General features: G+C 39.7%; 16 protein-coding genes. 4 read left to right on the forward strand and 12 right to left on the reverse strand.

Translation table 11 applies throughout. From position 1 onward, the window contains the following. Positions 1–9: 9 nt before the first annotated feature. The 7 genes from ACO1QW_RS07910 to ACO1QW_RS07940 all read right to left on the reverse strand — a co-directional run bounded on the left by ACO1QW_RS07910 (position 10) and on the right by ACO1QW_RS07940 (position 11,933). Positions 10–2,436, reverse strand: a complete 2,427-nt coding sequence (locus tag ACO1QW_RS07910) for an ABC transporter permease (RefSeq protein WP_486257334.1) — start codon at positions 2,434–2,436, stop codon at positions 10–12. Positions 2,437–2,446: 10 nt separating this feature from the next. Next, a complete protein-coding gene (locus ACO1QW_RS07915; protein WP_486257336.1) occupies positions 2,447–4,837 on the reverse strand; it encodes an ABC transporter permease in 2,391 nt (796 codons plus the stop codon). 11 nt (positions 4,838–4,848) lie between these two features. Further along, positions 4,849–7,302 (reverse strand): ABC transporter permease, encoded by a 2,454-nt coding sequence (locus ACO1QW_RS07920; RefSeq protein ID WP_486257338.1) that lies wholly within the window; start codon positions 7,300–7,302, stop codon positions 4,849–4,851. 11 nt (positions 7,303–7,313) lie between these two features. Next, on the reverse strand, positions 7,314–9,743 hold the full coding sequence (locus ACO1QW_RS07925) for an ABC transporter permease (protein ID WP_486257340.1): 2,430 nt from the start codon (positions 9,741–9,743) through the stop codon (positions 7,314–7,316). Between the two features lie 72 nt (positions 9,744–9,815). After that, positions 9,816–10,493, reverse strand: coding sequence for an ABC transporter ATP-binding protein (locus ACO1QW_RS07930; RefSeq protein ID WP_486257341.1), 678 nt, complete (start codon positions 10,491–10,493; stop codon positions 9,816–9,818). Between the two features lie 13 nt (positions 10,494–10,506). Beyond that, positions 10,507–10,677: a hypothetical protein gene (locus tag ACO1QW_RS07935; RefSeq protein WP_486257343.1), complete on the reverse strand. Its 171-nt coding sequence runs from the start codon at positions 10,675–10,677 to the stop codon at positions 10,507–10,509. Between the two features lie 2 nt (positions 10,678–10,679). Continuing rightward, entirely contained in the window at positions 10,680–11,933 is a 1,254-nt protein-coding gene (locus ACO1QW_RS07940; RefSeq protein WP_486257345.1) for an efflux RND transporter periplasmic adaptor subunit, read from the reverse strand. A gap of 342 nt (positions 11,934–12,275) precedes the next feature. Here ACO1QW_RS07940 and ACO1QW_RS07945 point away from each other — a divergent pair, with 342 nt between their 5' ends. From ACO1QW_RS07945 to ACO1QW_RS07960, 4 genes are all read left to right on the forward strand, one after another. Next, entirely contained in the window at positions 12,276–13,634 is a 1,359-nt protein-coding gene (locus ACO1QW_RS07945) for a sigma-54-dependent transcriptional regulator (RefSeq protein WP_486257347.1), read from the forward strand. A gap of 41 nt (positions 13,635–13,675) precedes the next feature. Beyond that, a complete protein-coding gene (locus ACO1QW_RS07950) occupies positions 13,676–15,016 on the forward strand; it encodes a sensor histidine kinase (protein ID WP_486257349.1) in 1,341 nt (446 codons plus the stop codon). 77 nt (positions 15,017–15,093) lie between these two features. Then, positions 15,094–15,534 carry a YHS domain-containing (seleno)protein gene (locus tag ACO1QW_RS07955; RefSeq protein WP_486257351.1) on the forward strand — a complete coding sequence of 147 codons (441 nt, stop codon included), beginning with the start codon at positions 15,094–15,096 and terminating at the stop codon, positions 15,532–15,534. Positions 15,535–15,591: 57 nt separating this feature from the next. Next, complete coding sequence (locus ACO1QW_RS07960; protein WP_486257353.1) at positions 15,592–16,956, forward strand: GH1 family beta-glucosidase; 1,365 nt, start codon at positions 15,592–15,594, stop codon at positions 16,954–16,956. Between the two features lie 14 nt (positions 16,957–16,970). On the opposite strand, the gene galA is transcribed toward ACO1QW_RS07960, so the two are convergent. The 5 genes from galA to ACO1QW_RS07985 all read right to left on the reverse strand — a co-directional run bounded on the left by galA (position 16,971) and on the right by ACO1QW_RS07985 (position 26,163). After that, positions 16,971–20,369, reverse strand: a complete 3,399-nt coding sequence (gene galA, locus ACO1QW_RS07965) for a beta-galactosidase GalA (protein ID WP_486257355.1) — start codon at positions 20,367–20,369, stop codon at positions 16,971–16,973. 139 nt (positions 20,370–20,508) lie between these two features. Next, entirely contained in the window at positions 20,509–22,272 is a 1,764-nt protein-coding gene (locus tag ACO1QW_RS07970; protein ID WP_486257357.1) for an META domain-containing protein, read from the reverse strand. 29 nt (positions 22,273–22,301) lie between these two features. Beyond that, a complete protein-coding gene (locus tag ACO1QW_RS07975) occupies positions 22,302–23,936 on the reverse strand; it encodes a sodium/sugar symporter (protein WP_486257359.1) in 1,635 nt (544 codons plus the stop codon). A gap of 21 nt (positions 23,937–23,957) precedes the next feature. Continuing rightward, a complete protein-coding gene (locus tag ACO1QW_RS07980) occupies positions 23,958–25,163 on the reverse strand; it encodes an acyltransferase family protein (RefSeq protein ID WP_486257361.1) in 1,206 nt (401 codons plus the stop codon). A 7-nt stretch (positions 25,164–25,170) separates the two neighbouring features. Then, a complete protein-coding gene (locus ACO1QW_RS07985) occupies positions 25,171–26,163 on the reverse strand; it encodes a metallophosphoesterase (protein WP_486257363.1) in 993 nt (330 codons plus the stop codon). Between the last annotated feature and the right edge of the window lie 72 nt (positions 26,164–26,235).

Below are 26,235 nucleotides of genomic sequence, written 5' to 3' on the forward strand. Positions count from 1 at the left end.
TGTAAGGTTTTATTCGGTGCGTAAACTTTTAACGGGATTAGCAACGGCCGCTTTTATTGCCTGGAAACTGATCGTGATCACTGCAATAAGTAATGCTGCAGCACCAGCTAACACAAATACCCACCACGATAAATTAATCCGGTAAGCAAAATCCTGCAACCATTTGTTCATGGCAAACCACGCAACAGGTGTTGCAATTACAAAAGCAATAAGCACGAGGCGTAAAAAGTCTTTCGATAATAATTGTGCAATGGTGAGTACGCCTGCGCCTAATACTTTGCGTACACCAATTTCTTTTGTTCTTGATTCCACAGTGTGAGTTGCTAAACCAAATAAACCAAGGCAGGCGATGATGATAGCCCACACCGATGCAGTTGTAAACAAGCGGCTGTATTGTTGCTCAGAGATATACTGCTTATTAAAATTCTCATCAGCAAAAAAATATTCAAATGGATTGTTGATGAAGTAAGACTTAAACAGCTTCTCAAGCTTTGCGACATTCTCTTGTATTTTATCTGAACTTAACCGAACAGTAAAATAAGCACTGTTGCTTTGCGGATAGAAGATGATGGGCTCAATTGCCTTTTGCAAACCTGTATGATGATAATTTTTTACTACTCCTATCACCTGTAGCTTGCGTTCATCCCACTGCACTTTTGTATTGAGTGCATCTTCAACCGATTTAAAGCCGAGTTCTTCAATTGCTTTTTCGTTGAGTAGCACTTTATCATTATCATTCCATTCAACCATTGTTTCCGCTTGCGTAAATGTTCGGCCACCCGCTAAACTTACCTGGTAAGTGTTGAGATAACGCTCATCGATCAATGCAAATGAAAATGATTTGAATTCATCCCCTTTGCGTGAACCGGGTTGACTAAACCCTGATGTAGCAAAATTGAACCCGTTCCCCGGCACACTCCCACTAAGCGTATAATCTTTTACAAAACTTTGCTGTGCGAGTATGTTGATAAATGCATTACGCCGATCCCGATACGTACTATCTCTGCCAACCTGTGGCCCACGAATAACCAGCAATTCTTCGGTATTAACACCAAGATTTTTGTTCTGCATATAATTCAGTTGCTGATAGATAAATGCAGTGACAAGTAATAAGCCGATGGAAATTCCAAACTGGAAAACCACTAACGATTTACGCAACACCACTCCCTTTGTTGTTTTCACCAACTTTCCTTTTAGTGTTTCAATAGGATTGAAACCGGACAAACTGTAAGCAGTATATGCGCCAGAAAGTAATGAACCTGCAATAAGTAATAGCAATCCAACGATCCATGCTTTTGTATATAACAAAGAAGACAGCGTCAGTTCTTTGCCAACAATGTCATTAAACAACGGTTGGATGAGCTTTACGATCAGCAAACCCAATCCAAAGCCAATAATGTTTACCAGTAAGGATTCGCCGAGGAATTGCATCACCAATGACTGACGGGATGCACCAACAACTTTACGTACACCCACTTCATTTGCACGCTTCAAAGAATTGGCTGTTGATAGATTAATATAGTTGAACCAGGCGATGGCAAGGATGAGCAATGCAATGACACCAAGTATATAAACATATTTCAGGTTGCCGCTTGTTTGATAATAATCGCTGAACGAAGCCGGCAAATGCACATTGGCAAATGGCTGTAGCCGAAACAACAATCCATCCTTATCTTTCTTTAGTTGCGTTCTGAGAGCAGTTAGTTTTTGTTCCGTTTTTTTATGATCAGCACCTTCGCTTAAGCGGAAATAAGTATTGATGTATTGAGAATTTAGATTATCGAGCTGGGCCCAATCATTATCGCCGAGATTTGCAGGGTTGCGTAATGTTTCCAAAGAAAATACCATGTCAAACTGTATATCAGAGTTTGATGGTATTTCATAAACACCTTCTACAATATAAGGAGCGTTACCAAACTGGTTGTATAATGTAAGCGACTCGCCGATTGGATCATCGCTGCCAAAATATTTTTTTACTGCAGCTTCAGAAAGAAATACAACATTCGATTTTTTAAACGACGCTGCCTGTCCTTTCAATAATTTAAAAGAGAAAAACTCGAAGAAATTTCCTTCAGCATAACCAACAGATGTTTCCCTGAATGGTTCTGCTTTATCTTCATTACGACGAACGATACCTTGACCAACTCCTTCTTCAAACCTGCAATAATCTTTTATCTCGGGGAAGGTTTCTTTTGCTCTTTGTGCCCACCCCGGTTCAACCTGCGGCCATGTTGTGCCTTTCTGATCTTCATTGAGCAAACGATAAGTGGAAGAAAGATTTTTATGAAAACCATTTACACTTTTTTCAAAACTTACATATTGCAGAATGAGAAGGAATGCTGCAATACCCATTGCCAAGCCACAAATGTTTATGAAACTATATAGCTTGTTGCGCCATAAATTTCTGAAAGCGATCTTGAAATAGTTCCTGAGCATACAAAATGTTTTATTCTGTTCGTAAACTTTTTACCGGGTTAGCAACGGCAGCTTTTATTGCCTGGAAACTTACAGTTAAGATAGTGGTGACAATTGCAAGACCGATAGCAATTGCAAACACCACCCAGTTAATATCGGTCCTGTATTTATAGTTCTGTAACCAATTACTCATATAGTAGTAAGCAATGGGAATGGCAATTAAGCAAGAGATAACAACAAGCATCAAAAAATCTTTTGATAACAACTTGCACAAGCTGAACACAGATGCTCCTGATACTTTACGAATGCCAATTTCTTTGGTGCGCTGTTCAGCAACAAAAGAAGCAAGCCCAAATAAACCCAGGCAGGAAATAAAGACAGCGAGTCCTGCAAAAAATGCAGTCAACTTACTTACACGTTCTTCACTTTTAAATTTTTCACCAAAAGATTCATCAGCAAATTGAAAATCAAATGGCGCCGAAGGAATATGTTTTTTTAGTACGCTTTCAATTCCAGCCAGTGATGCCTGAACTGGTTTTGCGGGATTTAATTTTGCATGAATGAAACTGAAGTTTTTATTGGTGATCAAATAGATTGCCTGGCGAACAGGTTCGTAAGGCGATTCCATTAGCATGTCTTTAATTACACCAACAACAACATATTTCCTGTCATTCCAATCAATCACTGTCCCTACTGGCTGCTTTACATTCATAAATTTTACAGCCGCTTCATTGATAACTACTGCAAGTGAATCTGTTTTAAATTCTCTTGAAAAATCTCTGCCTTGTGTAAATTCCCATCCCACTGTTTTGCCATATTCATGTGTAACCCAAATGGTAGAAAACTCAGCATCGAGGTTTGGATCCATGCCCTTCCATTTAAAGCCACCATTATTGCTCCATATTCCTGTTAAAGGACTGGATGATTGTGTCATTTCAGTGATAGCACCAATGCTTTTCAATTCATCTCTCAGTAAATCATATTTGCCGGCGTAATCGGGTGTTGACATTGGGATCATGACGAGACCCTTGTTATTATAACCAAGCGGACGGTTTTTTGTATGCTGCACCTGGCGATTCACCATAATAGTACCAATGATCAATGCAACAGAAACTGTGAATTGAAGCACAACCAATACTTTTCTTGGTACAGATGCAAACCTGCCTGCACGGAATGTTCCCTTTAATACTTTAACGGGATTGAAAGAAGATAAATAAAATGCGGGATAACTACCTGCGAGTAAACCGGTGATTAAAACAAATGCAATACTTAATACCCAGAACAATGGTTGACTGAAGGGATACAATATTTTTTTCTCCGTTACCTGGTTAAACCAGGGCAATAATAACAATACAAAAATAGCTGCGCCGATAAATGAAATAACAGAAACCAAAACTGATTCGCCCAAAAACTGTTTAATGAGTCTTGACCGATCGGAACCTACAGTTTTACGAATACCAACTTCCTTCGCCCTTTTCTCTGAACGGGCTGTACTCAGGTTCATAAAATTGATACAGGCAAGCAGCAATACAAAGATGCCAATGATACCAAACATCCATACATACTGAATAAAGCCACCTGTTTGAACACCATTTTCCCAATTGCTCCTTAAATGCCAATCTTTCATTGGAAAAAGAAAAATCTCCGCTTTAAACTTTTTTTCATCAGCCGGAACTTTATTCAGTTTTGCCCATAATATCTTTTTATTAATTGCTTCAACATTACTGTTGTCGGCAATCTCTGTAAACAATTGAAACGAATTGTTACCCCATTGACTTTCTTTTAATGCATTTTGCACCCACGGCCGTGAACTTACATACAAATCCCAGGGCGCTATAAAATGCAGATCTCTGAAACGGGTGTTGTAAGGCAAATCTTCATATACTCCTGCTACTTTTACCGTTAGCTCATTATCAATCTTCACAGTTTTATTCATTGCATCATTATCACCAAAAAGAGCTTTAGCGGTTGATGCTGAAAGAATAATTGAATTGGGATCTTTTAGTGCATCATAACGACCCTGCAACATTTTTAATGTTAATATCCTCGTGATGTCTTCGCCCATGAAGTTTCCTTCAATAGTTATTTTCTTTTCGTCATGTGACAAAATGTGGTCACCCTGCCAGGAAGCCATGGCGAGGTATTTGAAATTGCTGGCATAATTTGTTTTCAGCTCATTAATCAACGGCATTGGTATTGATCGCTCTGTTCCTTTATTACCATTAAAGGTTTGATGTTGCATTACCTGTGCAATGCGAGCATAGTTTTTATGCCATTTATCGTAGGTCAATTCATCAAATATCCAAAGTGCAATAAGCATTGCTACAGCCATACCAACAGCAAGGCCACCAATGTTAATAGTACTGTACCCTTTATTTTTAATAAGGTTACGCCATGCTATTTTAAAATAATTTGAAAACATAGATGTAAGGTTTATTCTGTCCGTAAACTTTTTACCGGGTTGGCAATTGCAGCTTTTATTGCCTGGAAACTAATGGTAATAAAAGCTATTGCTATGGAAACAAGTGTTGTTAATGCAAACACCTGCCATGTGATTGTGGTCTGATAAGCAAAATTCTGCAGCCATTTATTCATAAGATACCATGCAAGAGGCGATGCAATTAATACAGCAACTGCTACCAGTTTCAGAAAGTCCTTTGACAACAACGCTACCACACCATATACACTTGCCCCTAATACTTTTCGAATACCTACTTCTTTGGTACGTTGTTCGGCTGTGAATGTTGCAAGCCCAAATAATCCTAAACAGGAAATGATGATAGCTACGAATGTGAAATAGTTGATAAGTGTTGCTTGTCTTTGCTCCGCTTCATAGTTTTTTTGAAAATCCTGGTCGAGGAAACTATACTCAAATGGTTCATTGGGATTCATCTTATTCCACGTAGTCTCTAAAGTTGTTAATGCTGCTTTTAAGCTGGTGGCCTTTGTTTGTGCGATCATGTAATTAAAGCCTACTGACGCATCATTATAAAAACGAAATGCAAATGGTTCGATGGTTTCCTGCAACGCTTTAAAATGAAAATCCTTTACCACGCCAATAATGTTGAACCGATACTGCTCGCCATCAATATCAAAAGCAAGCCATTTGCCCACAGCTTCCTGTGCATTTGAAAAACCAAATTCTTTCACAGCTTTTTCATTCACCACAAAGCTGGTGAGTGTATCTGCAGCAAATTGTGAAGAGAACAAACGACCAGCCAATAACTTTACACCAAGTGTTTGCAGGAAACTGTTGTCAACCATATTAATGAACACCTGCTTTGAACTATTCATGTTCTCTCCCTGGCGGTACATTAACCAATCCTGCGGATTGAAAATGCCGGGATAAGCCATAGAAGTGCCAACCGAATTAATGCTTGTTGTGTTAGCTATCTCCTTCTTAAATGACTCTACATTATTCTTTGCATTGGATGTGCGTAACGGAATAACGATCTGCTGATCTTTTTTAAAACCAAGATCTTTATCCTGCAAGAAAGACATCTGGTTTGCAATAACAACTGAAGCAACAATCAGCACAATGGAAATGATAAATTGGAACACTACTAATCCCTTGCGCAGTGAAACGGCAGAAAGCGAATTGGATAATCTTCCTTTTAAAACCTGTATTGGCTTAAATGCAGAAAGATAAAATGCAGGATAACTACCAGCAATTAAACCAGTAAAAAGAGCGAGAGCTAAAAATAAAAATCCAAGCTGTATCTTTTGTTCGGTTGGTATGATCAGTGTTTTACCCGACACCGTTTCAAACAATGGAAGAAGCAGAAACATAAATGCAGTTGCAAACAACAATCCTATTGCTGCCATTATCATTGATTCTCCAATGAACTGTCTTAACAACGATTGTTTTTGTGCACCTAATACTTTTCTTACACCTACTTCCGCAGCACGCTTGGCTGAATTAGCAGTTGAAAGATTCATGAAGTTGATGCAGGCGATCAAGAGTGTGAGCACAGCAATTGAACCAAGGATAAATAACGACGTTTTACTACCGCCTTTACTTACACTATTAGTAACGCCTGATAAATAGATATCTGAAACGGGGGTTAGATAATACCTGCGTTGCTTCCCCATTTGCTTTAACCTGTCGCCAAGATGTTGTTGAACAAAGGCCGGAAATTTTGCTTCAAGCTTTGCAATATTCGTTCCCGGTTTCAGCAACACATATGTGTTAAACATATTATTGTTAACTACGCTGGGGTTGTTGTTGGCAAAATTGTTCATGTCTCCGCCTTTGAACGAAAGAAAAAATCTTGCTTCAAGATGCGAAGGTCCGGGAGCGTCAGTAAACACGCCGGTAACTCTGAAACTTGTATCACCATTTGTACTGCTGCTTACACGAATGATCTTATTCAATGCGGGCTCACTACCAAAAAGTTTTTCTGCTATTGACGAATGCAATACAACCGTATTCGGCTCCTGCAAAGCAGTTACAGGATTTCCTTCTTTAAAAGGGTAACTTAATACTGAGAAAATATTTGAATCGGCCAGCAAGCCTTTCGTTTCATAGATAGAATTTACCGCACCATTGGCCTCTTTTACCTGAAGCAACGTTTTATCATCACGAAACAGCTGAAGGATGCGGGCCGAAGTTTCAATTTCAGGGTAGGTCTGTTGCATCATTCTTCCCACAGGGGCAGCAGTTGTTGTACCCATATCTTCTACTCCATTATCAATAAACACAGTACCTAACCTGTAAATGCGATCTCCATTTTTATGATACCTGTCGTAACCAGTTTCATGAAAAATGTATAAAGCAATCAGCATGCAACAGGTAAGCCCAACCGACAAACCAAATATGTTAATGAAAGAAAACACTTTATTCTTCATTAAAGAACGCCATGCTATTTTAAAATAATTTGAAAACATAGATGTAAGGTTTATTCGTTGCGTAAACTTTTCACAGGGTTACTTAATGCAGCTTTTACAGCTTGTGAACTCACCGTTAATACTGCAATGATCAATGCAATAATTGCTGCTGCAGCAAACACCCACCACCCAATGCTCACACGGTAAGCAAAATTTTGCAACCATTGACTCATGGCCCACCATGCAAGTGGCAACGCAAATACACAGGCAATCAAAACGAGTTTCACAAAATCTTTACTGAGCATTTGCACAATACCCGATACTGAAGCGCCTAGTACTTTACGTATACCGATTTCTTTGGTGCGCTGCTCAGCCATATAAGTTGCAAGACCAAATAATCCAAGGCACGCAATAAGAATAGCCAGGAAAGAGAATGAAAAAGCAACTTTACCAATGCGTTGTTCATCACGATACATTCTGTCGAACGACTCATCAAGAAAATTGTAGGAGAACGGCATGCCCGGTGCCATTGTTTTAAATTTAGCTTCCACCTGCGCCAGCAGGTTTTTCATGTCTTTTGTATCAACACGAAAAGCAGCAGCCCACCGGTTGTTACCCAGCCTGAAACTAAGCGGTGAAACATTTTTACGAAGCGACTCATAGTTGAAATTCTTCACCACCCCTATTACAGTGTAAACAATTGGCGTTTGCCCGTTAGATGAATAAAGTTTTTTTCCTACAGGGTCACCTCCGCCGATTAATGCAGCGGTAGCTTCGTTAATAATTAATGCTGTTGAATCTCCTCCATATTCAGGTGAAAAATTTCGGCCCTTGATAATTTCCATTCCCAGCGTGGGTATGTAATCATAATCAATGCGCCAGTTCTGCATATTAAAGCCTGTCTTCTCATTCATCACTGCTTCGGTCGACCATGTATTATCGTTGCGTGATGAATTACTGACCGGTAAAAAACCTGCAAAAGAAGATTTTTTAACACTGCTTAGTTTTGAAATTTCTGTTTTAAAAGATTCAGCAGTTGATCTGCTCATGGAAGGAATATCAACTACCAATACCTGGTCTTTGTTAAACCCGATTTTGGTTGATTGTATATAACTGAGTTGTTTATAAATAACAATGGTACCAGTAATTAAGAGGATGGTTGTAAAAAACTGGAACACCACTAACGTACTACGCAAGTTGCTTTTTGAAAAACCAGTATGGATTTTTCCTTTCAACACGCTGATTGGTTTGAAGGAAGAAAGAAAGAAAGCCGGGTAACTTCCTGCAATAAGACCCACCGCCAGCGGCAACGCCAATAAAAAAACAAGGAAACCTGGTTTCAGCAAATCAGTAATCCTGAATTCTTTTGCAGCAAGATCATTAAACCAGTTTAATGCAAGCCATGTGCAGGCAATGGCAATTAATAAGGCGATAAGACTAGTTAGCGTAGACTCGGCAAGAAACTGTCGGATCAATGATTTTTTTTCTGTACCCAGCACTTTTCGAATACCTACTTCTTTTGCTCTTGAAGCCGAACGTGCTGTAGACAAATTCATGAAGTTGATACATGCAATGAGTAATATGAACAAAGCCACTGCACCAAAAATGTACACATACTGCATGCTGCCATTTACACCTAACTCTACTCCTCTTTCGGAATGGAGGTGAATGTCAGTTAATGGTATCAGCGAGTAGGAAAGCCTGTTGCCTGTCTTTTCAAAATCTTTCATGCTTTCAATCTGCATGAATTGTTTTGCTTCAGGTAAAATGTATTTATCAATTACCTGTACAAAATTTTTTTCGAATGCTTTATAATCTGAGCCCGCCTTTAGAACAATGTAAGTATGAAAATTATGACTGAGGAAGGTATTAAAGTTATAATCCGCATTATCCATCGATAAAAACATATCGAAGATGAAGTGAGAATTTTTCGGAATATCTTTTATGACTGCAGTTACTTTATAAAGTCTGTTTCGCTCATCATTACATTCCATTGTTTTTCCCATTGCAGCTTCAACCGATCCGAAATATTTTTTTGCTGTTGATTCAGAAATAACAACTGTGTTAGGTTCATTCAACGCTGTTTTAGTATTTCCGGCGATGGCGGGAAAAGTAAATACATCAAACAATGTTGAATCAGCATACACCACCCTGTCTTCCGTGATATAAGCATTTTCTTTCTTAAACAATTTTGAACCTTCGCTGGCATAAATTCTTGTAAACTCTTCAACCTGGGGATAATCTTTCTTCAGCGTTGCGCCCATTGGATCAGCACTTACAGCCATGTTGAGATCAGTACCGCCAAAACGTATATCGGAGTTGATACGATAAATTCGATTGGCTTTTTCATGATACCGATCGTAACTCAATTCATCGGTAATATAAAGTGTGATGAGAATGAAACAGGCCAGTCCCGAAGCAAGGCCAATAATATTAATCAATGAGAAGGTCTTATTCTTCAGCAGGTTTCGCCACGCAATTTTCAAATAATTACTGAACATGATAACAAGGTTTAATGGTTGGCAAAAGACAACGAATGATTGTGGTTAATGGCTATTTGGCTAATGACTTTCTCAAACCAGTATATTCTCAGTAACCGAATGTCCATCGAGCATACGAATGATCCGGTGACTGTATTTTGCATCGTGTTCACTATGTGTTACCATAATGATAGTAGTGCCCTGCTCATTAAGATCTGTAAGCAATTGCATTACTTCATTACCATTTGATGAATCAAGATTACCAGTAGGTTCATCGGCCAAAATAAGCTTAGGACTATTCACCACTGCCCTTGCAACAGCTACACGTTGCTGCTGGCCACCACTCAACTGTTGGGGATAGTGATTACGCCTGTGCATAATCTGCATCTTATCCAGCACTTCTTCTACTTTCTTCTTACGATCTTCTGCTTTTATATTGCAATAGATCAATGGCAATTCAACATTTTCGTAAACGGTTAACTCATCAATAAGGTTAAAACTCTGGAACACGAAACCGATATTACGCTTACGCAAATCGGCACGTTTTCTTTCGTTGAAGCCTGCAACTTCAATACCGTTGAACATAAAACTTCCACCATCGGGATCATCAAGCAAACCAAGAATATTCAATAAGGTGGATTTGCCACAACCACTTGGGCCCATTACAGCCACAAACTCTCCTTCCTTTACTTCCATTGACAGTTTATTCAATGCAACAGTTTCTACTTCTTCTGTGCGATAAAATTTTTCTAGATTGGTGATCTTTATCATTGATGTGATTTTTTTACAATTGGAAATAGTTTAACGGGCCAGGCACAACAAACTCGCTGGGCTGTTGCCGTTGTGCATCTTTTTGTTCAAGCCTGCATGTGCGATGGTTACTTACAACAGCTGATGTTGTTGCCAGCAAACAAACCAGCAAGAAGGCGATAAATAAAATGAATTGCTTTTTCATTGTTACTTCTTTAAAATTAATTCCTGCATAGTACCATAGTTCTCATAACTGCTTGTCACTACTTTGTCACCGGGTTTCAATCCACTCAATACTTCATAGTAGTCAGGATTTTGACGACCAAGTTGAATATCTACCTTGTAAGCAACAGTTCCATTTTCATTCAGCTTAAATATCCAGTTACCACCTGTTTGTTGATAGAAGCCACCTTTCGGTAAAAGAATTGCCTGTGTTTCTTCACTCAATGCCAAACGCACCTGCAATGTTTGTCCACGACGGATACCTTCAGGCACCTTGCCATTAAATTCCATATCAACCTGGAAACGACCATTGGTTACTTGCGTGTATACCTTTTTAATTTTGAGTTGGTAAGTTTTCCCTGCAACATCACAATTCCCAAGCAACCCAGCAAACACTCTGCTGATATAATGTTCATCAATATCAATACGAACTTTATAGCCACTCATTACATCAATCTGACCTAGACGCTGACCTTTGTTTTTATTCTCACCAATCTCTGCATCAAGTGACGTTAACTGACCATCAACAGGTGCACGAACAATAAGATCACCCACTTTTCTACGCATCAATGCAAGCGTACGCTTCATTTGCTGGTAACTTTCACCCATCTGCCCAACCTGCTGCTTCATACTCGTTGCATCAGTCTTCATAATCTGCTCAGTTAACTTTTTCCGACGTAATTGGTAATCGTATAAATTCTTACTGCTTTGATATTCCTGCATGCCAATAACTTTCTGTTCATACAATTTCTTATTCAGCACATACACACGTTCTGATTCTTTTAATGCATTGTCAACTTCTGCATCCTGGTTCTGGCGGTTAATAGAATTTTGCTCTGCATTATTTTTACTGATCTGCATTTGGGTTAACACATTAAACACCTGTGTTTCCTGGTTGGCGAGCTGCAGTTCAAGGTCAGTATTTGATAAGCGAAGAATAGGTTGACCTTTGGTCATCATGGTTCCATCTTCCACATATTTTTCTTCTACCCTTCCGCCTTCCATGGCATCGAGGTAAATAGTGCTTTCGGGTAACACCACACCATTCAACGTAATAAATTCCTGGAAGGCTGCTGTTTTAATTTCACCAATGGTGATGCGTTCTGTATCTACATTCAACTTCGATTTCCCTGATGTGAAATAAACACTTGCAGCTATCAATGCAACAATAGCTGTAATACCCGCAATTGTAAGTATGCGTTTCGAATTCCATTTCTTCTTTTCAATAACTCTGTCCATGTAAAAATATTTCCTGTAATGTTTTTAAAAACTGTTCTCTTGACGTTGAAAGTTACCCCGATGTTACAACCAGGGTAACTTTTAAAACCAAAGAAATCAATTGAGAACAGGCATTAACCTATAACACCGTGCCAATGGCTTAAGACATTGGTTTTCATATAACTTCCGGAATCAACAATTTAAAAGTGTCCGGTTTTGATACAACCACTGTCCGGTTTCGATACAGTAGGTACTTGACAGGATTTTTGTTTAGAATTAGTTGTCAATACTTTACGAATATGGTAAACTTGTGGTGGTGAACGTACTGCTATGGAAATAAAGAGTACGATCGAAACAAAAAGAATGAATTTAAAAAACGCTCGCATACTGATCATTGATGATGACACGGATGTTCTTACGGCCGTACGCTTGCTGTTGAAAACAGAAGCAAAAGAAGTGGTAACAGAGAAGAACCCCGAAAATATTCGTCACTTGCTGGCGAAACAAATCTTCGACCTAATCATGCTCGACATGAATTTCAACAGTACCATACACACAGGTAACGAAGGATTGTATTGGTTGAAAAAAATTAAAGAGCAAACACAACACCCTGCGGTGATCATGATCACGGCATATGGTGATATTGATCTTGCGGTTCGCTCATTAAAAGAGGGCGCTGCCGATTTTGTGATAAAACCCTGGCACAACGAAAAACTTATCACCACTATTCGTGAAGCATTAAATAAAAAAGAAGCGAGCAAATCTGCTGATAATCTTATTTCACCCGCCACTGCAGGTAAAGCAGTTATTGGTGAAAGTGCAGCGATGAAAGATATTTTTTTGAAGATCGAAAAAATTGCACCCACAGATGCCAATGTGCTGATACTTGGTGAGAACGGTACTGGTAAAGATTTGGTGGCACATGCTATTCACCAACAATCTTTAAGAGCAAACAAACCATTTATTAAAGTTGATGCAGGTGCATTAACAGAAACTCTGTTTGAAAGTGAATTATTCGGTCATAAAAAAGGAGCATTTACCGATGCAAGAGAAGAACGCATCGGTCGCTTTGAAGCAGCAAATGGTGGTACATTGTTCTTAGATGAAATTGGCAACATCAGTTTGCAGCAGCAGGCAAAATTGTTATCTGCTTTACAAAACAGGCAGATCATTAAATTAGGAAGCAACGAACCAATACCTGTTGATATTCGTTTGATTTGCGCCACTAACCTTCCTTTAGCTGAACTGGCCAACGAAAACCGTTTCAGGAAAGACCTCGTGTATCGTATCAACACCGTTGAAATTACATTACCCCCATTACGCAAACGAAAAGAAGACATTCCATTGCTGGCGCAGCATTATGTAACAATGTATGCAGAAAAATATATTAAGCCCAATATTCAGTTAGATAAGAAAGCAATTGATAAACTGGTGGAACATCCTTTCCCCGGCAATGTGCGTGAACTGCAATACAGTATTGAACGGGCAGTGATCATGACAGAAGGCGATACCCTTTCTGCAAGCGATCTGATTTTTTCGCCTATTGAAACAGCACGCATGCAGGCTGAAGAAGAAGAACAGGATATGAAACTGAGCAGTATGGAAAAGAACACCATTCTTCGTGTTATCGAAAAACATAGCGGCAACATAACGAAGGCTGCAAAAGAACTTGGCTTAACAAGAACAGCATTGTACCGGCGATTAACAAAATATGATATTTAAGCAACGATTGTCTGGAAGAATTAAACACTGATCAAAAACAAATGTTTAAACGTTACGAATCAAGATTAGCAATTAGGATCGTTTTACTTTTTGTAACGCTCTTTCTTTTGAGTTGGCTGTTGCTGAAAGACTATTATATATACGTTGCTTTGCTTGCACCGGTACTCATTTACCAATTCTACGATCTCTATCAATTGCTTAACAAAGCACAGAATGAAGTAAAAGAATTCGCAGAGTCTATTCACTACCGTGATTTCTCCCGGTACTTTAACGTAAAACAAGCACCTGCTGAATTACAACCGCTGCGTGAAGGATTTAATGAGATCAACACTACCTTCAAAGTCATCAGCAGGGAAAAAGAAACGCAATACGTTTACTTACAGAAAATACTTGAGCTTGTTGATACCGGCATTCTTTCTTACAAAACTGATACGGGTGAAATTGTGTGGATGAATGAATCATTTAAACGGATGATGGGCATTCCCTATTTAAAAACCATTCATTCATTGGAGAAAAGAGATGAAGGATTATACAAGGAAGCGATCAATATTAAAACCGGCGATAGCAAACTGGCAACTGCAACAACCGATAAGACCAGTTTTAAAGTTTTACTTTCTGCCACTGCTTTTCAAACCGATGATCAAACATTTAAACTGATCGCCTTTCAAAACGTAAATGAAGCCTTGGATGAAAATGAAGCAGAAGCATGGCGCAAATTGTTGAGTGTGATGACACATGAGATCATGAATTCTGTTGCGCCGATTTCATCGCTTGCAGAAACATTAAAGAACAGGTTGCATGAAAGTGTTGCACATCTTCAAAACAAAGAAGGTTCAGTTGATGATCTTGCATTGGGCATTGAAACGATTCAACGAAGAAGTGAAGGCTTGCTCAAGTTTGCAGAAACCTACCGCAACCTGAATAAGATCACCACACTCAACAGTAAAAAAATACTGGTGAGAGATTTGTTTGAAAATCTGAACCAGTTGATGCAGCCAACTCTCGAGCAAAAACAAATTGAACTGGATATTATTCTAAAAGATCCTGCCATCACCTTAGAGGCCGATGTTAATTTATTGGAGCAGGTATTGATCAATTTACTGGTGAATGCGATTGAAGCGGTAAAAGATAAAACTGATCCGCAGATCATACTTACCGCCAGCGCTTCTTCAACAGGTAAAACCGTGATAAAAGTATCGGACAACGGCAGTGGTATGTCGGCTGAAATATTAGACAAGATCTTCATCCCCTTCTTCAGCACAAGAAAAAACGGAAGCGGCATTGGGTTGAGTTTGTGCAAACAGATTATGTTACTGCACAAAGGGAATATTCGGGTACAAAGTAAAGAAGGCGAAGGAAGTTCGTTCCTGCTTGTGTTTTGATTTCTTCTCCGCAATTGTAAGCTGCACGACCTTTTCATTCTGATGAGCCATGTAGATTTGTTCAAAATTTCTGAACAATGAAAAAAATTCTTTTGCTAACCACCTTTGGATTATTTCTTTCAACATACGTAACGGCTCAGCAAAAACAGATCTTTTCCAAAAACAATATTGCTGTTAATGGCTATGATGTAGTGGCTTATTTTACAGAAAGTAAACCCGTAAAAGGTAATGAAGATTACAGCGTAACCTGGAAGGAAAACAAATGGTTTTTTTCTACAAAAGAACACGCTGCATTGTTCAAAGCAAACCCCGAGAAATATGCACCACAGTATGGTGGCTATTGTGCCTATGGTTCATCACGTGGTTACAAAGCAAAAACAGAACCTGATGCATGGAGCATTATTAACGGCAAACTTTATCTGAACTACAACTTACAGGTAAGAGAGGTGTGGAATAAAGATGTAGAGAATTATATCAAAAAAGCAGACGCCAACTGGCCTGCAATAAAAGAGAACTGATTGTATAATTGTTAACATTCAGTTCATGCACAACACACAACTTCGCTAAAAATCCTCTTGCACTTACCCTCCGCTTCTTCATTTGGTAAAGATTTTTTATGGGGTGTGGCTATTGCGGCTGCACAAAACGAAGGTGCCTGGAACGCCGGCGGTCGAGGCCCTTCCATCTGGGATGTGTTTGCACGAAGACAGGGAAAAATAAAAGGCAGTGCTAAACCAACAGAGAATTGTGATTTCTATTTTCGCTACAAAGATGATCTGCTGTTGGTAAAAGCATTAGGCTTTTCTGTTTTTCGTTTTTCCTTTTCATGGAGCAGGATATTTCCTGATGGTATTGGCAAGGTGAATAAAGAGGGTGTTGCTTTTTATCATCATTTGATTGATGAATGCCTGCAACTTGGTTTGATTCCTTTCGCTACACTTTATCATTGGGATTTGCCACAAACTTTGCAAAAAGAAGGCGGCTGGACCAGCGTGCACATGCAAAAATGGTTTACACGCTATGCTACATTTTGTGCTGAAGAATTTGGTGACAAAGTAAAACACTGGATGATCCTTAATGAACCCATGGGCTTTACCTCGCTTGGTTATATGCTTGGTAAACATGCGCCGGGCAAGACAGGACTTGAATATTTTTTTCCGGCGATACACAATGCTGTGCTTGCACAGGCAGAGGGCGGAAGGATAGTTCGCAAGCATGTGAAACATGCAATCATCGGAACAAGTTTTTCCTGCAGCGAAGTAGTACCACTCTCAAATAAAAAAGAAGATGTGGAAGCAGCAAAGCGGTTAGATATCTTGCTCAACCGTTTGTTTATTGAACCAACGCTAGGTCGCAATTATCCAAATGAAGATTTTGCTTTGATCGATAAGCTCCACCTGAAAACAAAAGCATGGCGCTATACAGAGCGCATGCAATTCGATTTTGATTTTATTGGTTTGCAGAACTATTTTTCTATAACGGTAAAGCACAATGCACTCATACCATACGTGCAGGCAAATGAAGTAACGGCCAAATCAAGAAAAGCACCGCATACAGCATTGGGTTGGGAAATTAATCCTGATTCATTTTACCGTTTGTTGAAACGTTACTGGAATTATGGAAGTGTAAAATCAATTATTGTCACGGAGAATGGTGCCTGTTTTAAAGACATGTTGAAAAACGGATCTGTTCATGACATGGAACGCATTGCCTATTTTAAACAATACCTCGCTGCTGTTTACAAGGCCAAACAGGAAGGTGTAAAGATCAACGGCTATCTTGCATGGACGCTCATGGATAATTTTGAATGGAGCGAAGGCTTCAATGCAAGGTTCGGGTTAATACATGTTGATTTTGATACACAACTACGTACTATCAAAGACAGCGGTTATTGGTGGCGTGACTTCTTATTACAGCAACAAAAAAGGAGCATTGTTTGATGCTCCTTTTTCTTTTATTTCTTCAAATACTTTTTACTCATCTCATCATAAAGCAATAAGTATTTATTTGATTTACCATCCCTGTCAAAAAATTGTTCCCATGTGCTGAGGGGCTCCCAAATACAGGTGCCCTTCCCTTTTCCCTTTGGCAAGCTGAAAGCGATCTTGTTTACTTCTTCTTTTAATGCTGAGTATTCTACGACAATTATATCTTTATTATAACGACGAATAAGATCATTAAGATTATTCTCCAGGTCAGCCAATGTACCGTGCCATTTCGGATAATACGACTGACCAATCACATCAAAATGAACACCACGTGCAATCATGTTGTCAATAAAGAAAACCGATTCGTTGTTTTGTCCGCCCAGTGCTACATGCAACATCATTTGTGTTTTGGGTTCAACCGCTTTTACTGCAGCTGTACCTGCACAAAGTAATTGCGCCAGCTGATCCATATTGGCCACATTTCCATCGGGCCATACAATGCCGTGATTGATCTCGTTGCCCACCTGCACCATATCAGGTAATGTGCCTTGTGCTTTCAATTCTTCCATCACCATCTTCGTATAATCGTACAAGGCTTTCTTTAACTCTTCAAACGAAAGGTTTTTCCATGCAGCAGGTTTGTACTGTTTACCGGGATCGGCCCAGTAATCACTGTAATGAAAATCGAGCAACAGTTTTAATCCTGCAGCTTTTACACGCTTCGCCATTTGCTTGGTGTAATCCAGATTGCAGAAACCTTTCTTCGGTGAATAACCACTGTCCTGTGCCGGATCATGAAAGATGCGCAAACGAACATAGTTGATACCATGATCTTTGATGATCTCGATCGCATCTTTGGTCACACCTTTGTCGGAAAACTTCATACCTCTTGCTTCAAGCTCAGGTAAGAATGAAATATCAGCACCAATCATCTGATCAACTACTCTTGGCTTAGCAGCTTCTCCTTTCAGTTTATATTTTTCATCAATGGTAACAGTCGCTGCCTTAACCGGATCAACAGTGATAACGTCGGTTGAACCGGTAAATAAACTCTTCGCACTTGCTTCCACTTTAAAAATACCTGCCTTTTTACCTGATTGAATAATTACCTGGCATTTACCATTAAACAAACTGCGTTGCCATAAACCATCTGCACATTTATCTGGTTCATGACTGCTGGGATCACCATTACCCACACCAATAATTTTTGCATCGCCTTCCACTTTAAAATAGATCATGTTGTTGGCATCGGGCACTTCTCTTCCTTCACGGTCAACAACAGATACATTCATCACCGCTGCATCTTTACCATCAGCAAGCATCGTTGTTTTGTACGGTGTCAATACCACTTCAACTGGTACACCTGTTGTTTCAACCTTGCTTGTCAATCTTCTACCATTCTTAAATGCAACAGCTTCCAGTTTGCCGGGTTCAAATTCTACTTTCCATTGCAGGTGACTGTTACGTGGCATATCTTTTTTACCTAAACTTTTTCCGTTGAGGAATAACTCCACGTTATCAGCATTGCTGTTTACCCAAACATCAATTTGTTTTTTCGGTTGTCCCCACTCGTTACGATGATTCCAGTGCGGAGAGATATGCAGCACATCTTTATCTGTCCACCAGCTTTGATAGTAGTAATAAATATTTTTCGGAAAGCCGCACACATCCATCACACCAAAATGCGAATTGATGTTCGGCCATTTGTAGGGCGTTGGTTCTCCACGGTAATCGAAACCCGTCCATATAAAACCACCGAGCCAGAAATCATTGGGAGCCGCAAGCTTCCACCAATCTTCTGCTTTACTCGCCCACCACGGTGCACTGATATCCTGGTCTGGTACGTAAGCACGAATGGAATCTTTTTCCAATGCACCACGTGTGGTTACCGTACTTCCCATCTCAGTACCAAGTATCGGTTGATCGGGATGATCTTTATGATAATCTGCAACAGCAAAATGACGATAGTTAAAACTGCGTACAGGAATTACTTCGTTCACTCCTTTATAAACATTCGGTAAATCAGCTGCGTAAGTACAGGTGCGTGTAGGATCGAGTTGCTTTTGTTTAGCAATGAATGTTTCTGCAATACGCTTACCGAAAGAGTTGGTATGTATCCAACCTTCTTCATTACCGATGCTCCACATAAACACAGAAGTGCGACTGCGGTCACGTTTTACCAAACGTTCAAACTGATCCATGTATTCGGCACCACTGTTGAGCAAACGTTGTTCATCCATCACCAGCATTCCCAAACTATCACATGCATCAAGCAATTCAGGTGTTGGCGCATTATGACTCGTACGATATGCATTTATGCCCATCTCTTTCAATAACCCAATGCGATAGTATTGGAGATAATCGGGCAGTGCACTACCAACACCTGCATGATCCTGGTGATTATTGGTGCCGTAAATTTTTATGTGTTTGCCATTGAGAAAAACGCCATTCGTTTTTATATCAATGGTGCGGAAACCAAAACGCAGCTTCTGCTGATCGATGATTTTTCCATTTTGTTTTAACTCTACTATTACACGATAGAGATATGGATTCTCCAACGACCAAAGAGTTGGATTGTTGATTGCAATAGTTTGCTTGATCGACTTTTCTTCGAGCATATTCAATGCGACAGCCTGCTCTTTTGCAGCAGCAATTTTATTTCCTGCTCTGTCGGTGAGATAAGTTGCGATTGAATAATTGCCTGCAGCACCATATCCGTTGATGATACTTGTTTCAACATTCAATGTTGCCTTGTTGCCATTGATGCTTGCGTAAGCAAACACTCCATCCGTTGCAATATGTGATGAAGGAAAACTGTTGAGCCACACATGCCGATAAATGCCGGCACCTTCATAAAACCAACCTTCATATTGTGTAGCATCTGCACGAACAACAATCACATTGTTACGATCGAAGTGGAGGAAATCAGTTACATCATAATTCACACCCACATAGCCACTCTTATTATTACCAAGATAAAATCCGTTGATCCACACATTGGCGTCACGAAAAATTCCATCGAACTGTAATTGATATCTCCGTCCTGAATCTGCTCTTTCCAGTTTGAATTGTTTGCGATACCAGCCAACACTTGTTGCAGGAAACAAACCACCCACAGGTTTAAAACCATGACTTTCCACATCTGCATTATCAACATTCACAAATGGCAACTCTACTGCCCAGTCATGGGGCAGATCAAGTGTGCGCCAACTGCTGTCATTAAAGCGTGGATCGATAGCGGTACCAAAAGCGCCACCCGATTTAGAGAAGATGGTCTTGATACTGTAGTTAAAATCTTTTTCAGGATTAGAGGCATGCCCGAAAGCAAACTTCCAGTTTTCATCAATGTTGATTTGTTTACGTTGTGCGGAAGCGTTGAATAACGTGCATACAGTTAGTGCGGCAAGAATAAATACCCTCATCATTTTTGATTGTTTTGCTAAGCAAAAAATTGAACGAGGGTAAAGTTATTGCTCTTCGGGTTACGAAGTCCACTATTGGACAAACCGATTAATGATATTCATCATTGTTTGATCCCTTGTACCGTTTCTTAACCCGGCCAACCTAACTGAATGTTAGTTTATGTTTAAAGGGCGTTGTGCCTGTAATGTACACATGCTCACCTTTAGTGCGCAATGTTCCAAAATGCGTGCTGTAGCGCTCGCCTTCCAGGTTCGTTACTTGTTTATGCGTTACAGCTCCGGGCCCGAATGTAATTACATCATTACCCGAACGATATTCACCCGTACCCTGCTCAAGAAAGCGATTGCCGTTTGCATCAGCAGCAGTAACGCCGGTCAACTTTCCGTCTTCTTTGAAACACAATTCAATCGTTACAGGAACCCCTTTCATTCCTTTAATATCAAACTCAAGCTCAACCGTTCCGTTTGTTTCTGTTAAGCGGATGGTTGTATCTAATGTTTTTACATTGCTTACCGGACGATTACTGAAATCCATTTTATTCCAGAAACGGTCATCGATACTTGGTGATAGTTTATAATCGCCATTTGCTTTGCGTTTCTCTTTAGGCAATGGCTGATAGTAGGGAATTTGCAATTTTTTACTTAGTACATAACTGTGCCCTTCTTTACGCAAACCATCGCTGTAGAAATAACCCATGCTGAAAAAACTCGATGACAGGCGCATGTACTTTAAGATGGCATCACCTTTTCTGTACGAAAAGAAATCCGGTGAGTTAGAACGACCAGATGCAATAAGCAATGGCTGATCGGTGCCACCAAACAATGTAACTGCTGTATTCTTTTCCTTAATGCGTAACAGGTGCGATGTGGTAAATAATTTTTCGTAACGAACAGGAAGGGCCTCTGCTGTTGGCAATTGCTGCTGCAATGTTTCATCTTCAAGAAAATAAAACAAGGAACGTGTGAGTATATCTTTTTCAAAATCTTTTGTTGATTCGATCAGTTTGCAAATTGATGCAAATAGTTTGTTGTTTTCATGATTAGCCATAAAACGGTATTGCAGGTAAAACAAAGTGCTTGTTCTTGCTGCATATTCGTACTGATCCTGTCGTCTTGAATCATTACGTACCAAGTCGCCATTCAGTTCGATGTAGTATTGATACATCGTAAGATTTTTTCGGACAGGTGCATACAACTGAGACTTATTCACTAATCTCGCCACAGTGATAAATGCAGAAGTCTCAACACCTGAATAAATTCCACTCCGTTCAGGAAAATGACCATCTGCATCAATAAATACGCCTTCGCCTAACCAATCATTAATGCGGTTGATGTATTTTTTGTCGGGATATAAATGATTGATCTGTGCCAACGCTGCCGAAATAACCCAACGGTGATTGGGTGTGTGAATACCACCCGTAGTTAATCCATCACCTGCTTTCAACAGCACTTGTTTTAACTGCTGCTGTACATCTTTCAATTCGCTGCTGTTATCTTTCCGCATGATGGTTGCTGCAGGTCCGAGTATTTCAATAAGAAATGCAGTATCCGGTGGTGATTCAAGATTACCCACATTCACCGTTCCATCTTCCGATTGTGCAGAGGCAAGGAATTTTACAAGAATATCCAGCTTATCCACTACTGCAGCATTGTGATAATAGGTCGAACCTTTAGCACAATATGCTGCTGTAAGCACTGCAATATCATAAGCGATCATACGACCGAAACGCAGGTTACCCTGCTTCACCGTTTCCATCAGTTGCGCTGCTGTTTTATTATTTGCAGCAATCAAACGATCCATGAACGCAGTATCAATGGGCGTTGTAAAATCATTTGCTGATGCTTTCACAAACAGCGGACTCAGCGCAGCCATTGTTCCTATTTTTAAAAAATCATTTCTGTTCATCTTCATTTCAGTTTAAAGATTAAATATCGTTACCAGAACACAGTGTATAATGCCACCAATACACCACAAATAATTACCGAACCAATTATAAACTCAGTTGATACTTTGAACCAACTCTTATCCACTTCAATTGAATGAGTATCGCCTGGTTTATTTGGTTTCAATAAACTTATTACAATCATCATTATGGCAATGAGGAAAAATGTAATCGTCATACGATCGAGGAATGGATAATCGGGGAATTTACCGTTTGTCCATGTTGGTAAGAATTTCAACACGGTAGAAATCGGGATTGTTAACACCGCTCCTGCCAGTGCGGCCGCAGCTGTTGTACGTTTCCAGAACATCCCTAATAAAAATATCGCCAATACACCGGGCGAAAAGAAACCAACATATTCCTGTATGAATTGATAAGCCTGGTCGAGTGATTTTAACGCTGGTGTTACAATCGCTGCAACCAGCATCGAAATAATTACAGCCCAACGACCCACACGCACCACTTTCTTCTCTGATGCATCTTTATTAAAATATTTTTTATAAATATCCAATGAAAAAATAGTGGAGATACTGTTTGCTTTACCTGCGAGTGATGCAACAATAGCAGCTGTTAATGCTGCAAATGCTACACCTTTTAAACCTGCAGGTAATAAATTCATCAACGTTGGATAAGCATGGTCGGGCTTGATAGCTCCTGTTGTTGCATCGACCATTTCCTGCTGAAACATACCATTCTGATGCATCACATACATGGTAATACCCGGCAACACAGCAATAACAGGAATGAGTAGTTTTAAAAATGCTGCAAATAAAATTCCATTGCGTGCAGTTTTAAGGTCTGCACCCAATGCACGCTGAACGATGTATTGATTACATCCCCAATACGCAAGATTGTTAATGAGCATACCACCGATCAATACCGACATGCCTGGCAATTCTTTGTAATGCGGATTTGATTTATCAAAGATCATATGGAAATGATCGGGCGCTTCTTTACGCAATACACCCAATGCTTCAAGGATATTTCCATCAAAGCCAAACTTATCTGCAAGTAACGACAACGCTAAATAAGTTGTTACCAATCCGCCGATCAACAATACGATCACTTGTATCACATCGGTGTAACCAATCACTTTCATACCACCAAGTGTAACAATAATGGAGAACACACTTAAACCAACAATACTCCACTCGAAACTGATAGGTGAAATAGAAGAGATCGCCAACGCACCGAGATAAATGATGGAAGTCAAATTCACAAACACATACACCAGCAACCAGAACACAGCCATGATGGTACTCACGCTATCGTTATACCTTTTTGCCAAAAACTGCGGCATAGTATATATCTTATTCTTGAGATACAGCGGAATAATGAACACCGCAACAATAATCAACGTTGCAGCCGATGCCCATTCGTAGGTAGAGATAGCAAGCCCCAATGCAAAACCGGAGCCACTCATGCCAATAAAATGCTCAGCAGAAATATTCGAGGCGATGAGTGATGCACCAATAGCCCACCATGTGAGCGAACCTTCTGCAAGAAAAAAATCGTTGGTGCTCATGGTTGCCGATTTCTTTTTATGGTAGATATAGTAACCATAAGCAGATACAGCAATGAAGTAGATAAAGAAGACAATATAATCCGCTGGTGATAATTTATGCATTTGGCAAGTACGTTATTCGTTTTATAGTTTTAAAAACAGCTTTCGTTTATATAGGAAATACAAAGCAGCAAATTGAATAAGTGCAACGCCTGTCCACAACAATGCTTCGCTCCATTGCGGAGAAAATTGTTTGATGACGCCTCCAAATACAAATTTGGAAGTGGATAGAAAGTTTACCACACCATGCGCTGCCATGTAAATTAAAATAGAGTTGCAGCCCAACCATACAAAGGGCATGCTCCACGTTTTGATTTGCTTTACATCAATTACGAAATAAAAGATCGCAAGCAGTAAAAGACTCCATCCACCGGTGAACAGTACAAAAGAGCTGGTCCATACATTTTTATTGATGGGAAAAATAAAACCCCAAATCCAACCTGTAAGTATAAGCAACAATCCTGCTACTGATAAATACAACGCTTTCTTTTGCGCTGTGTATTGTTGCAAACGCAGGAACTCGCCAGTAAAAATTCCCAGCAATGCAGTTGCAATAGCTGGGATAGTAGAAAGTAATCCTTCAGGATCATACACAGTGCGGTGCAGTTTACCTGGTAAGAATAAACGATCGATATAGCCAGCAAAATTTCCTTCGGCAGTTAAATCGCCTGCACCAAAACCGGGAACGGGAATTAACAGCAACATCAACCAATAACCTATCAATAAAAATAAAACCCACGCTATGCGCCAGCGAAACGAAGCATTGAGATAAATGATGGCTGCAAAAAAACAACTCAGCGCAATACGTCCAAGCACACTGGCAAAACGTGTTTCATCATACGGCTTGAATTGCAGCAGACCATTTACGATCATACCTAATAACAATAAAATAAGCGTTCGTTTAATGAGTGAGCGATAAATCTTCTTCTTTGCATCAGCCCCTGCCCCTAATTGCTTACTGTAAGAAAAAGGCATGCTTACTCCTGCAATAAAAATGAACAGCGGAAAAATGAGATCGTAAAACGTAAATCCATTCCACACTGTATGATGTAGTTGGTTGCTGATGCCCACCAGTATGCGTTCAAAAAAACTCAACTGATCGGTTGCTGCAATTTGCCAGCTTGTTTTATCCTGTATTAACCCGTATTTGTTTTTGATGGCAGCAGCTAATCCATGAAAAATTCCTTCACCGCTTACGATCCAGAACATATCAAAGCCACGCAATGCATCAAGTGATAAAAGCCTGTTGCTTGCTGTAGTTGGTTGGTTATTTGTTACGGCCTGGTTCAAACAGAATTTATTTTTTGATCGTATAGCTGTAAATGATCTTTCCTGTGTCGTTCAAAGCTTGAAATAACAATTCGTTTCCGGTAACTGAAAATACAAAGAAGCCATAATCTGAAGCAGATAGCAAACTGTTTTCAATTAAACGTGCAGGTGTTCGTTCCGAAGCTGCACCCGAAATAATGTGGTGCATATTGCCAGCACTTTGCATATGTTGCAAACTGTGTTCATGCCCTGCGAGGTACACATCTACTTTATATTTATCGAACATCGGTTTTAATGTATTACGGATAGCTTTCGTATCATAACCTTCTGTACGGCTGCCACCGCTATACATTGGATGATGCCCAATAACAATTTTCCATTTAATATTGGGTGACTTGTTGCTGAGCAATTTTTCCATCCATCGTTTTTGCTTGGTTGAATCCTGCCCTTTTACATTCGGACCATATTCTGCATTTTTATAAAACTCAGGGATCAACGGATTTGTATCAATGAACAGCAATAACACTTGTTGTGTTGTATCTCCATTAATGGAGAGTGTTTTCGAGTAGTACCGTGCCGGCATTTTCCATCGCCTGCTGATGGTTGAATATTTTACCTGTGCATCGGGATTGCTTTTGTAATCATGATTGCCAAGCACCGGGTACCAATCCCACTGCAAATGAAAATCAGTATAAATATCTTCAAAGGAATATTTCCATAATGGATCCCATTCGCTAATAACACCACTGGGATAAAAATTATCACCTGTTGCAATCGTAAACATCGAACCTATTTCCCTGGCAGTAATTCCCATTTGCTTTGCAACCTGCAGTTGATGATCGGCACCATTGCGTCCCCAATCGCCCATGGCAATAAAATGCAGAGCACCCACTTTCCTTATCAGTTTTGTATTTGCTTTTGGTAATGCCGTTGAATCTTTTACCAACACCTGCCCTTGCAACAATTGACAAATCAATAGAATTGCAATTAATAACACAGATCGTTGAAGGAGTGATTGCATGTATAAATATAAAAGATAGAAAAATCCCGGGGCTTGAGAACCCCGGGGTGATTAACTATTGATTATTAAACT

Source organism: Lacibacter sp., assembly GCF_057361365.1.

Coding starts and splice junctions, on each gene's coding strand:
- ACO1QW_RS07950 (WP_486257349.1), top strand. CDS start 13,676: ATGTTTAAACGTTACGAATCAAGATTAGCAATTAGGATCGTTTTACTT.
- ACO1QW_RS07930 (WP_486257341.1), bottom strand. CDS start 10,493: ATGATAAAGATCACCAATCTAGAAAAATTTTATCGCACAGAAGAAGTA.
- ACO1QW_RS07940 (WP_486257345.1), bottom strand. CDS start 11,933: ATGGACAGAGTTATTGAAAAGAAGAAATGGAATTCGAAACGCATACTT.
- ACO1QW_RS07915 (WP_486257336.1), bottom strand. CDS start 4,837: ATGTTTTCAAATTATTTTAAAATAGCATGGCGTAACCTTATTAAAAAT.
- ACO1QW_RS07920 (WP_486257338.1), bottom strand. CDS start 7,302: ATGTTTTCAAATTATTTTAAAATAGCATGGCGTTCTTTAATGAAGAAT.
- ACO1QW_RS07970 (WP_486257357.1), bottom strand. CDS start 22,272: ATGAACAGAAATGATTTTTTAAAAATAGGAACAATGGCTGCGCTGAGT.
- ACO1QW_RS07975 (WP_486257359.1), bottom strand. CDS start 23,936: ATGCATAAATTATCACCAGCGGATTATATTGTCTTCTTTATCTACTTC.
- ACO1QW_RS07935 (WP_486257343.1), bottom strand. CDS start 10,677: ATGAAAAAGCAATTCATTTTATTTATCGCCTTCTTGCTGGTTTGTTTG.
- galA (WP_486257355.1), bottom strand. CDS start 20,369: ATGATGAGGGTATTTATTCTTGCCGCACTAACTGTATGCACGTTATTC.
- ACO1QW_RS07985 (WP_486257363.1), bottom strand. CDS start 26,163: ATGCAATCACTCCTTCAACGATCTGTGTTATTAATTGCAATTCTATTG.
- ACO1QW_RS07925 (WP_486257340.1), bottom strand. CDS start 9,743: ATGTTCAGTAATTATTTGAAAATTGCGTGGCGAAACCTGCTGAAGAAT.
- ACO1QW_RS07945 (WP_486257347.1), top strand. CDS start 12,276: ATGAATTTAAAAAACGCTCGCATACTGATCATTGATGATGACACGGAT.
- ACO1QW_RS07955 (WP_486257351.1), top strand. CDS start 15,094: ATGAAAAAAATTCTTTTGCTAACCACCTTTGGATTATTTCTTTCAACA.
- ACO1QW_RS07910 (WP_486257334.1), bottom strand. CDS start 2,436: ATGCTCAGGAACTATTTCAAGATCGCTTTCAGAAATTTATGGCGCAAC.